Annotated in this window: 15 protein-coding genes and 2 pseudogenes; 10 read left to right on the top strand and 7 right to left on the bottom strand. The window is 43.6% G+C overall.

Annotation, left to right across the window (positions count from 1 at the left end; translation table 11 throughout):
• Positions 1-109: 109 nt before the first annotated feature.
• From AB4371_RS00720 to pnuC, 3 genes are all read right to left on the bottom strand, one after another.
• Positions 110-790 (bottom strand): Crp/Fnr family transcriptional regulator, encoded by a 681-nt coding sequence (locus tag AB4371_RS00720; protein WP_017067876.1) that lies wholly within the window; start codon positions 788-790, stop codon positions 110-112.
• 125 nt (positions 791-915) lie between these two features.
• The gene (locus AB4371_RS00715) at positions 916-1,644 is read right to left on the bottom strand and encodes a nucleoside phosphorylase (protein WP_372148633.1); all 729 of its coding nucleotides are present in this window, start codon (positions 1,642-1,644) and stop codon (positions 916-918) included.
• An 8-nt stretch (positions 1,645-1,652) separates the two neighbouring features.
• The gene (gene pnuC / locus AB4371_RS00710; protein ID WP_017069647.1) at positions 1,653-2,387 is read right to left on the bottom strand and encodes a nicotinamide riboside transporter PnuC; all 735 of its coding nucleotides are present in this window, start codon (positions 2,385-2,387) and stop codon (positions 1,653-1,655) included.
• Between the two features lie 364 nt (positions 2,388-2,751).
• Here pnuC and AB4371_RS00705 point away from each other — a divergent pair, with 364 nt between their 5' ends.
• Complete coding sequence (locus AB4371_RS00705; protein ID WP_050645367.1) at positions 2,752-2,955, top strand: hypothetical protein; 204 nt, start codon at positions 2,752-2,754, stop codon at positions 2,953-2,955.
• A 42-nt stretch (positions 2,956-2,997) separates the two neighbouring features.
• Here AB4371_RS00705 and AB4371_RS00700 read toward each other — a convergent pair.
• Together AB4371_RS00700 and AB4371_RS00695 are read right to left on the bottom strand one after the other, a co-directional pair.
• A pseudogene (locus tag AB4371_RS00700) lies at positions 2,998-3,126 on the bottom strand (ABC transporter substrate-binding protein); the annotation flags it as partial.
• 34 nt (positions 3,127-3,160) lie between these two features.
• Complete coding sequence (locus AB4371_RS00695; protein ID WP_017065470.1) at positions 3,161-3,610, bottom strand: PaaI family thioesterase; 450 nt, start codon at positions 3,608-3,610, stop codon at positions 3,161-3,163.
• 34 nt (positions 3,611-3,644) lie between these two features.
• Between AB4371_RS00695 and AB4371_RS00690 the strand changes: the two genes are divergently transcribed.
• The gene (locus AB4371_RS00690) at positions 3,645-3,923 is read left to right on the top strand and encodes a DUF134 domain-containing protein (protein WP_029235478.1); all 279 of its coding nucleotides are present in this window, start codon (positions 3,645-3,647) and stop codon (positions 3,921-3,923) included.
• Between the two features lie 64 nt (positions 3,924-3,987).
• On the opposite strand, the gene nqrM is transcribed toward AB4371_RS00690, so the two are convergent.
• Both nqrM and AB4371_RS00680 read right to left on the bottom strand, forming a co-directional pair.
• Complete coding sequence (nqrM, locus tag AB4371_RS00685; protein ID WP_029235646.1) at positions 3,988-4,185, bottom strand: (Na+)-NQR maturation NqrM; 198 nt, start codon at positions 4,183-4,185, stop codon at positions 3,988-3,990.
• Complete coding sequence (locus AB4371_RS00680) at positions 4,182-4,628, bottom strand: NifB/NifX family molybdenum-iron cluster-binding protein (protein ID WP_017059102.1); 447 nt, start codon at positions 4,626-4,628, stop codon at positions 4,182-4,184. The genes nqrM and AB4371_RS00680 overlap by 4 nt, the downstream gene beginning before the upstream one ends.
• Before the next feature lie 475 nt (positions 4,629-5,103).
• Between AB4371_RS00680 and AB4371_RS00675 the strand changes: the two genes are divergently transcribed.
• From AB4371_RS00675 to AB4371_RS00640, 8 genes and pseudogenes are all read left to right on the top strand, one after another.
• Positions 5,104-5,826: a DUF1007 family protein gene (locus AB4371_RS00675; RefSeq protein WP_372148630.1), complete on the top strand. Its 723-nt coding sequence runs from the start codon at positions 5,104-5,106 to the stop codon at positions 5,824-5,826.
• Between the two features lie 94 nt (positions 5,827-5,920).
• A complete protein-coding gene (locus tag AB4371_RS00670) occupies positions 5,921-7,018 on the top strand; it encodes a nickel/cobalt transporter (protein WP_017067870.1) in 1,098 nt (365 codons plus the stop codon).
• Positions 7,019-7,507: 489 nt separating this feature from the next.
• Positions 7,508-8,752 carry an esterase/lipase family protein gene (locus AB4371_RS00665; protein WP_372148627.1) on the top strand — a complete coding sequence of 415 codons (1,245 nt, stop codon included), beginning with the start codon at positions 7,508-7,510 and terminating at the stop codon, positions 8,750-8,752.
• Entirely contained in the window at positions 8,703-9,008 is a 306-nt protein-coding gene (locus tag AB4371_RS00660) for a hypothetical protein (RefSeq protein ID WP_372148624.1), read from the top strand. Before AB4371_RS00665 ends, AB4371_RS00660 begins: the two co-directional genes overlap by 50 nt.
• A gap of 12 nt (positions 9,009-9,020) precedes the next feature.
• Complete coding sequence (locus AB4371_RS00655) at positions 9,021-11,015, top strand: choice-of-anchor X domain-containing protein (RefSeq protein WP_372148621.1); 1,995 nt, start codon at positions 9,021-9,023, stop codon at positions 11,013-11,015.
• 455 nt (positions 11,016-11,470) lie between these two features.
• A complete protein-coding gene (locus tag AB4371_RS00650; RefSeq protein ID WP_017059097.1) occupies positions 11,471-11,965 on the top strand; it encodes a YcxB family protein in 495 nt (164 codons plus the stop codon).
• A gap of 79 nt (positions 11,966-12,044) precedes the next feature.
• Positions 12,045-12,770 (top strand): metallophosphoesterase, encoded by a 726-nt coding sequence (locus AB4371_RS00645; protein WP_372104631.1) that lies wholly within the window; start codon positions 12,045-12,047, stop codon positions 12,768-12,770.
• A gap of 389 nt (positions 12,771-13,159) precedes the next feature.
• Positions 13,160-13,756: pseudogene (locus AB4371_RS00640) on the top strand (LysR family substrate-binding domain-containing protein); the annotation flags it as partial.

Here is a 13,756-nt window from a genome sequence, read left to right as displayed (position 1 = left end):
TGCTAGTTGCTAGTTGCTGAGAGAAAGTCGCTCATAAATAGATGCGAGTAGTTAATAGTAAACATTGAAAAACCGAGCTTGGCATTTAAGTAAGTGCCAAGCTCTTTTATTATTCGTAGGAGTCAATAAAAGCTTGCAGTGCTCGCTGATCGACAATTTCTAACCCTTGATCTCCTTTTCTGATGAAACCCTTGTCTAATAGGTCTTTAACCGCTCTTCGATACACTCTGCTCGATGTACCAAATCGTTCTGCTTCTTGATTCACTTTATCGAAACCGCCTAACACAGTGTTAGTCTCGCTTTGAACCAATAAATCATACGCAATATTGTAGGTAATTGAGTGTAAAAGACGGTTAGTGTAAATACCCATAGAGTCTTGATAATCTTCCGCCAATGCAGAGGCAAAGAAGAACATCATCCCCGGATTTTCAAGTAGTGCTTCTGCTAATCTCTGAATGCAAATAACATCAACTTGCATGTGTTCATCAGCCACTACGTTCCACTGACAAGGGGTCTGCGTGAAAAACTCCATCTCACCGAAGATATGGTAATCACAATTCACTTCGCCCAATTGAAAGCGTCGCCCATTAGCCGCCGAAATACTCATAGAGACTCTTCCAGCGGGCACTACATAAAGATACTGAAGCTGCTCACCTTGACGTAGGATTTCATCATTTTGATTGAAGTAACGAGAGTTAACTTGGTGTTGGTAGATGAGATCTCTAAATTCAGAGCTTTTTTGTTCTAAGTAGTTTTTAAAGCGTCCGCTTGAGTATGGTGCAATCTTCATACTTACTCTCTCATTGCATTACTGCTGTTTATATTCAAACGATTGTAACCACTTAAACCACAGGAGAGAACCCAATAAAAAAGCGACGGTCTCCCGTCGCTTTCGTCTTGCATTTATTCAGGCTCTTATTGAGTAATTAATGCTTCCAGTGCCGCTAATGACGCTAGCCGCTCTCCTTGCATCATTACCTCTGCCTCATCGACATATTGCCCAACGCCCTCCTTTACACCTTGTTCGTACAAGACAACATTGTTCAAGATAGAAGCGACATTAAGCCCTCTCAAGCGTCCCACGGTAAGCAGCGCGGATGTTTCCATGTCTGCACCTAAAATGCCTTTGCCATTCCAGTACTGACAAAGCGCCTTCTCGTCATCGGTATAAAAGCTATCGTGTGAGCGCACTGTTCCTAAATAGTAAGGTGTTGACTGCTGCTGCAAGAACCCATCTAGCTCTTTGAGCAGGGAGAAGCTTGCATAAGCGGGATACGACGGTTTAACGTAAGCCGCAGATCCCCCCTCATCACGAACCGCGCCCTCTGCAATAATTAGCTCACCAAGCCCGATATGTGACTGCATTGCGCCTGCAGACCCTACTCGGACAATATGAGTCACACCACAAAACTTAAGCTCTTCTACCGCAATGATCATTGAAGGTGCACCAATGCCCGTGCTGCAAACCGATATCGCTTTACCTTGATATTGACCAGTGAAGATTCGATATTCACGGTTTTCAGAGACCAGTTCAGCATGTTCAAGCAAGTTAGCGATTCGATTCGCTCTATCTGGCTCACCACAAACAATAACTAACGGAGCAATTTGCGTTTCATCAACGCAGATATGAGGTTGCTTTGCCATCTTCACTCCTAAGAAGCCGTTGCTTGAGTTAACGATTTATCACTGTTTCGTTTAGCTGTGCGTGCCCACTCACGAGTACCGTTTGCCGCAATAAACATTAAGATTGCGTATTGAACAGACATTGCGTACACACCCTGCGTCGCATAAATACCAACGCTGATAATGTTAATCACAATCCACAGTATCCAGTTTTCAACATACTTACGTGTCATAAGAACTTGAGCAACAATAGATAGAATGGTCATCGTGGCATCCCAGAATGGGAACGCATCCGGTTCAAGCACTGGCTCCGCTAAATCCGCACCAAATAGATTCAGGCTATCTACCGCGATGTTTGCTAGCGCAAAAAAGAATGGGTCGATGTACATAGTTAACAAAGCAATAGAAATCGCACACGCTACGGCCGTTGCTACTAGTTTATTTTGGCTCAACCAACGAACTTCTAGCGTTTCACCTTGCTCATTAGGACGTGTCCATGCGTACCAACCGTAAATGTTGGCACAGAAGAAGAACAATTGAAGAAGTAGCAGTCCGTATAACTGAATTTGGAAAAAGATAACCGCAAATAAGGTGACATTCAGCAATCCGAACAGGTAGTTAATGGTTTTTTCTTGGCTTGCAAACCAAATACACAACAGACCAAACACGGTGCCGAATGCTTCAATCCAGCTCATTGCGTAGCCATCCCCTATTGGGATATTGACTAAAGTATTGTTGATATCAAGTAGAGCGAATAGGTCCATAGATGTGTCCTTTATTATTTGTTTTAGTGGCACCTATTTTATTGCGCCTCTCCAAATAAAAAGGAGGACATTTGTCCCCCCTAGAATGCATGCGGTCATAAATCAGAATATTAAATCCGGAAAATCAATTTCACGGGAAGATGTCATAGCCCTCCCACAGTCTCGAACTCGAAACTCCAGCACCAGAACAGCCCCCTTCCAAAAACGAAATTTTAGCTTACTGGCTTAACGCCGATATCGCATTGACGGTTACGTTTGAGAAGCGCATGATTTTATCTTGAGCAGAATCGTTGTCTGGCGTGTTAACCGTGTAATCGCCCCAAAACTCGTTCTGTGCAACGTACTCAATTGAATGGCAGGTCACATGAATAAAGTAATTATGTTAGTAATGGGGCTGCTTTTTACCAGTCGATTGTTTGCCAGTATTGTGCCACATGTTGGTCAGCTTGAGCATGATGCGCCTATTCTCCTTCGCTCGGCATTGATTGTGGGAGTTGCGGCTTACGCGGTTTGGAGTGCATTCAAATACTTCAAAAAGACCAAGGCCTCTGGTTCAGATCAACTGTAACGGCGAAAGTCCAAAAGCTTTTGAATATGCCTCTAATTTCGATTACTGATCTGCGAAATAATCGACCAAGATTTTACGCCACTTTCGTGACTCACGAATCTTCGACAGGGCGCGGTTAATCTCTTCTTCGTACACGTTATTTTCAGTGATTATGAAACCGTAGTTGGACTTTTATAACTGATAAAACAACACCGCTATACCAAGCTTAAGTTTGATAGCTAGAAACTGACATAAACTGACTTTGTGCCGACGAACATAACTTTCCGCACTGAGTAATTTGGCTTTCTAGGAAGTAGATATTACGTCTACTTTTCACCCACTGGGCACGAACTTCCAGTTCTTGACCAATCAAAATCGGATGATGAAAACGAGAGGTTAAACTCACCGTCATCGCCTTGATATCATTCTGAAATAGACAATGCAACATCGCGCTGTCATGCAGTGTAGTGACAATGCCACCTTGCATGATGCCATCGTAGCCCTCAGCTTTATCTGTTGGTACAATCTTGGCTCTGGTTTTATATTTAGCTACTGCCTCATGCTTAGTTAAAGTGTCATGCTCGCCAATAGCTTCAAAACAAATGGCACTGTCGTTGAAAAAACCTTGGCTGCACACTTGGCAACGCCGATGATTGTGTGGAATGAAAACCTTCATACTTACCTTTACCCATAGATTGCTAGAGATTGATATGGCTCGACCAAAAAAACATCGCCAGTTGTGTACCCGTACGGCTTACTCTTGTTTTAAGCCCAATGGTGTTCCTATGGACGAGCTTCATAAAGAAGAATTGCTATTGGAAGAGCTCGAAGCCTTGCGCTTGGCTGATCAAGAAGGCCTGAGCCAACTTGAAGCAGCTGAACAAATGCAGGTGTCTCGCCAAACGTTCGGCAACATCATCAAGCGTGCACGAGCTAAAGTCGCCAAGTGCATCGTCAATGGCCACGCATTGGTGATTCAAAGCAGTTAACTCACCTGTTAGCCAGAAGTTATTTAACTTAGCGAGCGAGAACTCTTGATGCTTAGCTCGATACTTAGCTTGATGGCTCAGTAATCTGATATAGCTTTCTACTTTGCCCTTCACACACATCCTCGCAATTGCATTCACGCTCAATATCTAACTGCGCCAATCCTCCACAACTGCCTTTGATTGGCTTGCGCGAAAAAATCACGCCTATCGCCATCAATGTAACGACTCCGACAAACCCCAATAGCGTCAACAAAAAGGTCATTGTCGGAACCCTCGAATAGCACCTAGCTGATTAGGCTGTACCATTAGAATCGAAGCTTGTTTTTTGTGCCCGTTTTCGCCGCACGTTTTATTGCCACACCCACTATTTCTCGGCTCGCGACCATAATCGAGATCGGTCACTTCCCGTAGATTGTCGAAATCCAAAGCCCCGATTTCTGCCTTACCTGTCGATGCCAAGACTCGAATATCGTTATTGAACAAGTGCGCCAGCATCTTCTTACCAATATAACGAACCACCACAGATTTCACATCGTAAGAACGGAGAACCGAAATCCATTGCTTCTTTTTATTGCAAGAGGTGTCGGAGTCAATCAAAGGAACAATCTGTTTTATCTGTCGTTGTTCATCGACAATCGCGATCTGTGGGGAACGAGCAAAGTGGTTGCCAACATGAAGGTCGCGACAAGGTACTGCGTATAACATAGTAACTTCCTGTTATTGATGATCAGGAGTTCAGCATACGCCCCATTATTGGCATATGCCAATAACTATCATGTGAAAAATAAGATTTACTGGATCGATAACTAAGATCACAAGCACCCAAACTTAGCGTCATCTTCAGCCTATCTCAGTTACCTTTCAAATAACCATATATACTAGGGGGTAGTATTTTTACTGGGGGTATTTTTTGCGTTGTTAATGCCTGTTATCAAGAGCCAAGCTCAAACCCATTACAAAAAGGCCTCGCACAACCGAGAGCTTAATCGACTATTCAACGTCACACACTAGTCTGAATAATGTCGAATTAGGGATCAATCAAAGATGTTTATAGGAAAAATAGGTTGGATTGAAAATCAAGAATTGCAGTCGGCTTCAATGTAAACAAGCTTATAATTTGAAGTGAACAACGCATCGAGTTGTTATAATATAACATCACACTAAATTACCATCATTTCTCATGAAACAGCCATTTATTCTAATCGATGTCATCAATCGCCTCTCCACACGCTATGTAAGCCGTTTCTCGACATGCTTTCGCTCTCTCAAGGGCTTGACTGTTGGCCTAGCATTATTGTGTTTTGCGCCAAATCTATATGCCCACCCTCACTCTTGGATAGAGATGAAAACTCATATTGAGGGAGAGAATGGCATGATCACCGGTCTCTCTATGGAGTGGTCTTTTGATGCAATGACCTCGATGTACATGTTGGATGGAGAAGACGTCTCTGCCGATACAGAAACTGAAACATTCAAAAAGCTCGCTGCGTCTGTAATCGAAAACATGATGTACGAGCACTACTTCACGTACTTTTATGATGGTGAAGAGCCCATCAAATATCAGGTGGTTGAGAACGCAAAGTTTGAGCGTGATAAAGCCAAGATGGTTCTAACATTTGACCTACCACTTTCTAAACCTAAGCCTGTGACACGAAACTCGCTTCGCGTATTGATTTTTGACCCTAGTTACTTTGTCGACATGTCGTGGCTATCCAACAGCGACGTGACATTGTCACCTGAACTAGCAAGACAATGCCATTTAGAATTAATCGAGCCTAACCCGACGCCAGAGCAAATGAGTTATGCAATGTCTTTACCTGTCGATGCAGATCCAGATAACACGCTAGGCCAACTGTTTACACAATCGGTTGAGCTTCATTGTGCGGCGGTTCCCGCTTTTTAGTCGCAGTGATTCGTTTCAGCCTTTAAGTCAGCGTCTAGCTGATTAAGCATGGCAACTAATTAACAGAAAGATTTCAGATATAGGTTCTTGTTAAATGAAGAAAAATCAATCCAAAATCAATCACTACCTCATTGGTGCTGGCGCGTTCGTGCTTATTGCTATTGGTGCGTATCAACTGTGGTCCATGTGGCCATCGTTAGTTATCTCTAGCATTCAATGGCAAAGAGAAGTCAATTCAGAACTTGCAGACCTGCTCTATGAAGCTAAATCCAACCCTTGGGGCGCAGGCAGTTACCTTATCGGGTTCAGCTTTATCTATGGCATGCTTCATTCTTTGGGGCCTGGGCACGGCAAAGTTATCGTGTCGACTTACTTAGCGACTCACCCAACCAAAGCCAAGGCGAGTTTAGTGCTTACGGTCGTCTCCGCTTTTTTACAAGCATTGGTCGCAATCTTACTAGTAAGCGTGTTGCTGTGGGGCTTTAGTGCTTCCATGCGAGTAGTGAATGACAAAGCGAATATGTTTGTTTCATTAAGCTTTGCCTTAGTCGCGGTCGTCGGCGCACTTATATGTTGGAAGGCTTTGAAAAACATCTACACCGCTATGCGTAAGCCTAAGCTGAAAGTGAAAGCCATCACTACACTCGCAACAGACACAGCTGCGACAATTTCAGCGCGTTCGCCAATGGCACTTCGTTCATCAATATCAGCCCCTTCTCCGATAATCGACGCTACTAGCACAATGCAAGCCGCAGCTAACACTCATGCAGATCATTCTCATGCCGACTGTGGGTGCGGCCACCAGCATGTAGCCGATGCAGACGCAATCAACAAAGCCTCAACGCTCCGAGAATATGCTGGAATTATAGTGACGATTGGCGTAAGACCGTGCACCGGAGCCATCATGGTACTGCTTTTCGCAAACATGGTTGGCCTATATTGGATGGGTGTTGTCAGTGCTTTTGCCATGGCGATTGGTACTGCTTTCACAACCTCGACGATTGCTATAATGACACTAACAGGCAAGAACTTGGTAAAACGCTATTTGGCAGCAGGTAACAAGAATAACAGTGCTTCACTAAAAGCCGCAGGTCATTATTTACAGCTATTCGGTGGTGTTTTACTTGTCTTAATTGGCTTGTTGCTAATGAGTGGACAAGACAGCGGTATGTCGCCTGTTTTCACTATGTAGCGAACGATGTAATAACAAACCTCAGTTTATTGCGACCTTTACCATTTTTACTAAAAAACACTAGCCCTTATCTCTCAAATCTGAATTAACAGCCACATAATTTCTACTAACCTAACTTTGCACAGCCAGTTAGGTTAGTAGTCAGCCATTCAGAACAGCGCGCTCTATGTAGTTCTGTAACAAACCTACATCCAACTTTGATTTTCCTATTCTTAGCTACTCTTTCATAAACTAACTTAGATTGTTCTAACAATATTAGAGCACTATCCCCCTCCTTTTGAAAATAAGGACATAACTTCCGCAATCCAGAAACTACGATCGCACTCTTCCTATTTTGAAAAAAAATAGAGCAGCAGTTTTATCAATTGAGTAACAAGCCGAAATTATACCCAATAAATTTCACATCAAACTCCAAGCCTTTACCTTACAACTACAGATAGAGCTTTCTTCAACCAAATTCTTGGATAACCTATACTCAAAGGTAAACAAATGAAACTATACATTCCGAGCGCCACGCTCAGTGTTTTGTTACTTTCTCCGAGTTTCGCGAGTGCCGAAGATATACCTGATTCACACGAATTGCGTAATTTCTCGATGCGTTCACAAAGCTCTGGGATAGCCCCACCGCAAGAAGTACTCGGCGTTTATGTTGTCAATTCTGGTCCTGGTCTGGATACCGGTTGTACCTATGCTTCTGGCGGACCTCTACTTATCTCTTTACCTGTTCCTATGGTTGTCAGCCCCAACGTTTTACAAAGTGACGGGAGAATTGCCCCAAGTAAACTGGGCGATATGCAGCAAAAAGGCGTTCTCGGTTCTAACGCAAGGATTAGCATGCCGGTCTTCGACATAGACTCCAATGCCAACGTCAGTAATATTGCTCCAGAAATAGATGTCGTATCTTTTAACGGAAAGTCTTTAGGTACGCTGCAAGGCTCTGATAACCGCTGGACGGATACTAACCTTCAAGTCGATATCAGTGATATCAAGTTCGGCCAAAACAATGAGATTCGCGTCGATATTGATACTGGCAATACGGGAGACAACTGGTGTATGTCTGTCGATTGGGTCTCAATCGAGTTTGATGTTGCCATTCCTGTGATTCTTGCTCATGGCATTGCTGCACAATCAGACACTTGGGATGATGATACGGCTCCAGGCGTGCTTTCTACACTTGATGACTATGGCATTCGTTATACTCGTTTCTCTGCTGACAAAAATGGAACCACAGCGACTAACGCTAATATCTTGAACAACAAAACTCAGGGTTTTCTCGATGAGTTGAAATCCGACAAAGTTCACGTCATTGCACACAGTAAAGGCGGGCTAGATACCCAAAACCTCAAAGCACTTAGCCCTTCCTTTGAGATAACCTCCCTTTCTACTTTCTCCACACCTCACCTTGGTAGCGTCGCAGCAGATTTGTCGGTGATAAAAATGGACCACTACGCCGATATCTACAGTTACGTCAGTACCGATCCAAATAATTACGCTGGCAAGTACATGCAACTCCCAAATATTCCGTTTGCGGGTCCTAAAATGCCTGGTATCCGTGATCTAACAACGGATACAGCATCAAACGCGATCCAAATGCGTACTCGCGGCAATATTGCAAATACATTTTCTATTGGGGCAAATGCCGATCTCAACCAAGACGGTGTTATTGAGAAAGATCCTGATATCGTTGGCCTATTCCCATGGGGATCGCGTTGGGCAGGCGCTAAGAAGCTTTAGTTCTGCGGCCTACCTCGATACTCAAACTCAATCGGTCACAATGCCAAGTGTGCATGGACCACAAGCTCATCCAATCACCATAGTCAGTTACCAAGCCATTCAAACAGTACCGCAAGAAAATGATGTTGTTGTGACCTTGGCAAGCGCTAACCCAAGTTATACCAATGCATTGGGTAACGTATTGACTAACCACTCAACAATGAAAACGGGACAAAACGTTGAACGTTTTCTACAACAAATTATTTCAATGCGCTAAGGAGTGGCCACAATGAAATTCATCAAGCAATTAGTGATGGTGTTCAGTCTTTTCTGTACCTTCATCACACCGGCTATCGCCAGTAATACAATACCCGTTGGGATGAGTACAAGCACGACACTATCTCAACCAGTGACTAGTAACGATAACGAAGTCACAATGCTATTTACCATCGACAAAGCGGAAGCCCTAAAAGCAGAAATCATCGTGCCGTTGGATGATGCAACCGTATATTTAGTCAAGCCTAACGGGCAAGTCGCAACATCATCCAATGATGTGCAAGCGAACATACTTTCAGGTGACACACAAAGTCCGCCGCTACCGGGCAGCTATTTATTTTTGCCTGAAGTAACTAACCCTGAACCTGGCGAATGGAAGATCGTCGTTGATTTTCCAAACCCAAGTTACAACACAGTAATTATTGCTCAGGTTGCGATCCAATCCCCTATTGCGTTTGGCATGGCGATAGCTGCAAACCAATTTGTGGTCGGTGAACCAGTTCCCGTTTCTGCATTACTGACAAACAAAGGGAATCCAATCACAGGTGCCCAAACCAGCGCAGTGATCATTGATGAAGCTGGAATAAAAACACGCCTGACGCTTAAAGATGAGGGTGTCAATTTCGATGCTATTGCTAAAGATGGTGTCTACAGCAATATTTTCGTTCCACCCGCTGAAGGGGATTATCTAATTGAAGGCATAACGTCTTTTGAAGAATATGGAACAACTATCACTCGCCAGACAAGTAAAAAAATCCACGTACTACCCTCTGACATTGAATTTGTCAGCCTCTCACTCGCTCCACTGTTTTCCTCTGAAGGCTGTGTTATTGCCTTAGAGCAGCGCTTGGAACTTGATGTTAAATCCGCGGGGGATTTTGCCATTCATGGTTACCTCACCGATGGAATTGACGAGCTGAACACAAGCAAACGTCTGCAACTCAAACCTGCGAAGCAAATCGTCACTCTACAGTACTCAACTGAAGATATTTTTGGCGCGTTTGATTCAGCGTCTACTTTGACCTCCAACCCGACGATCATCTACGCAATCACTCAAGATGACATACGAATTTCAGCCCCTCGAATTCAGTTTGAAGAATTTATTGATTTAGCATCTTTTGAGCGTTGCCGCGAACCGATTGAAGTCACGGGGAGTTTAGTCACCACACCGACTATGTCGCAAGATGGAACCTACATTGATTCGCTGAGTTTTGAGTTTCCTATCCATGTTACGCGCAGTGGAACTTACACAGGTTCGGTAAATATCGTTGGTGCAGCCGGAGAGTATTTAGAGCTAGTGAGTTTCCAAGAACCGCTTGAGGCTGGCGAAAACACCATCAAGTTTACCGTTCCTGGTGACACGTTTAAGCAAGCCGATGGTCCTTCTGAACTGAACGCACTGCTAATCTACAGTGGCGTTGACTCCTATCGACAAGGAGTTCTCGGTCAAACTCCACCATACCAAGCCTCTGATTTCAGTCCGCCAGTGAATGTGACCCTCCCCTCTAACCTATTCGGTTTGGAAAGAGAAAACTGGCAAGCAACCCCGGCAACACATGTCACGCAACATCGTGTCGGTGGTTACTTAAGAGCGGGGGCTTCAATCCCATACGACTACGAAACACTAGCGAGTTTTGACTTAAGTGAGGTTCGAGGGAAAATTAAACAGGCAACGCTTATTGTTGATTTCGGAGATTCAACTCTTCAATTTCCATTCAACAATGTAACTGCGCATATCGTTAATCAAACTTGGTCTCCAAACACACTGGATTACGACACGTTCTGTGAGTCTTTTACAATATGTGCAGCATGGAGTAATCCACTCACTACATTCAACAACGTAGAAGCCGGTCAAACGCTTAGGTTTACCAACTCTAAACTATTAGAAGCATTAAATGAGAAGAGAGTGTCTGGGTTGAACAAACTAGATATTGCTCTTACCTCTTCTCCCTATGAAAGAAGTTTCTTCATTAACGTTAAGCAGGTGTCATTATTCATCGAGTACTGATCCTAAAACTGAAATAGAATAAGGCCATGCCCAAGGTATCGCTTTGGGCATGGCCTCTCAGAGTGAACAGTGATGAACTTTGCAAGCTTCATATGTTTATTCTGTTAGAGCACCCTCAACAGCAGTGATAAAGCACACTAATCACTATAGACTCCATCAACCAACAAAATGAGATCGAAGTTTTATCCAAAAATGCCAGTAGTCCCAACAACCGGGTGACTCCACAGGTCTATCCATCCCATCACCAATTTTTTAGGTGACTTTAAAGATGCCCCTACACTAGTCTGATAGCTAAAGTTAGAATAGACCCGTTAAGTATCATCGATTTACAAAACAGAGCCAAAATATCTAAATAAAAACAGTGAGAAGCGATACAATAATCAAGTTGCAAAATTGCAGCGTGGGACACCTGCCCACTGACAGCCCATTCACAGAGAACCATAAAGTAGCCTCACATGTCTAAAGAACCCGGTTTCACTACAGAATACAAACTCGACAAGACGTTTTTCGCGGAGTGTTATGATCAAACTAGCCTTCCGACTCAATTTCCAAAAGCCTACTTAAAAGGAATACTGTTTCTTATTTTTGGTGTGGTTCTGCTGGAGTTTGAACTATTACCTAACGGCTATGTTGGCTGGTTCTTTATTGTTTTGAGTGTGATTGAAGCATTCAGTGTGTACTGCAAAAGAACCTGGTGGTTATGGCGACAAAAAATCAGCTCAGGCGCAGGCAGCAAAATTGTCTTTCAAGGTGACGCTAACGGAGTAAGTTACAAAAACCACAAAGCGACCAACACCATCGCGTGGAGTGACATCGACCAACTTGAGCAGACCGATCTTGGTTTTATCCTGCATATCGGTAAACAGCGCCAATATGTGAGTAAATCTTGTTTAAACGATGAAGCTATTGCCTTCATGATTGAACACCACGCCGCATCAAAAGCGAAATAACACCAATAAATGCCTGCTGATTTAGCAGGCATTTTTCTATCACTTTTAATTCTACGTATCGAATTACCGGACAATAACAATGAATACCGTGTACCAAATCAGTGATTGCCACCTTTCCGATGAATCCAGCTATGAGAACCTGCGCAGAGCACTGGAATACGTCAACAAAAACACGGCATGCAAGACCATCTTTCTGACTGGTGATATTTGTTGTAACCCAAAGTCTGGCGACTACGTTCGATTAGAGGCATTCATTAGGCAACACATTAGCGACCAATCCATTTACGTGATTGCGGGTAATCATGATGACTCTCGCTTAATGCGCACAGAGCTAAAAGGCTCGACGATTTATGTCACCGACAAAGCCACCATCGGTGAACGAGAGTTTGTGTTCCTAGACTCAAGCTTCAAGCCGCTAGACAGCCGCCACCCACTTGGTTCAGGGCGTATTGATAACCGCGGCATGGCTCAGCTAAAACAACAATTGAGAAAGGCCAATGATCCTATCGTGGTTGTTCACCACCCTGTCATTCCAGTCGGTGCAGATTGGATGAAAGCGATCCGCCTAGAGAACGATACTGATGTGATGAAAGTGCTTCGAAAATATCGCGTTCGTGACGTGTTCTGCGGTCATGGCCATGATGAAATAACAGCGACACAGCAAGGCATAACTCAATATATGGCCCCGTCGACAGCCTATGGCTTTGACCACTCGATCAATGAATACAATCGCAGCGAGAAGATAGGATTAAGTCGAATCTCGTTCTGTACTGATTCCATCAACTACCAAGCTGTCTATTTTTGAACCCTATCTTACTGTCTTAAACCTCATAGATTAGCTTTCAAATAAACCAAACTATATAGAGCTATGCGAATAGAAGAGGCTTGCGGCGATTCAATTTATCAATCTGTGATTGAAGCCCACAACCCAACTTCCACAACGGGTCAACGTTCAGTAGAAGAAATTACCTGGTTAGCACTGATGACTGTAAAACAAATGCACGATTTAGTTCGGCGCAATCTCGAAAACGAAGAGCTCGAAAACTAAAAGTTTGAAAAAGAATTATCTAGAAAACAGAAAGCTTGAAAGCTGAATACGTAGGATTATCGCCCCACTCTCACAAGTGACCAGAGCCTTGCAAACGTTATTACCCTAAGGTTTGCTAGCAAGGTCTTTGTGATTGATAATAAAAGCAATATAGGCGACAGTCCGCAATTCGAGCTTCTTCTGGTTGTATTGGTACTTTAACTATTGGTTATCTTGGAGGCGCAACTCTGAGCTTTTTGCCTCGTTTAGTTCGACAGTATATTGCTGAAAACCCCAATATTGATGTTGATCTTGTTGAGATGACGGCTTCTGAACAGATCGAAGCTCTGGACAAACGAGAGATCGATATTAGCTTCTCTCGCCCACTGCCGAACCTGCTTGTTGATGATTACACCTCGGTGACGATTTATACAGATAAGCTTGTTGCTGTTTTGCCCGTCACCCACGAGTTGGCTAAATACACCACCATTCAAATAAAACAACTGCAGCAAGACCCTTTCATCTTATTTGAACGTGAACAAGCGGTAGGATTATTTGACTCCATCATTACTCAATGTGACCTATCTGGATTCTCTCCAAATATAAAAAAACAACCCAACAACATGCAAACCGTGTTAACCCAAGTCTCTTCTGGCTTAGGTGTATCTATCGCACCGCATGCAATTCGTGATTTACGCAGTGAGGGATGTGTATTTGTTAATCTTGAATCTGTGGACGTACAAAGGCTTTGTTTCCTAATTGGA

The organism is Vibrio sp. 10N.261.51.A3 (assembly GCF_041471965.1).
Lineage (GTDB): Bacteria > Pseudomonadota > Gammaproteobacteria > Enterobacterales > Vibrionaceae > Vibrio > Vibrio crassostreae_C.
This window is presented reverse-complemented; position numbering and strand designations above follow the sequence as displayed.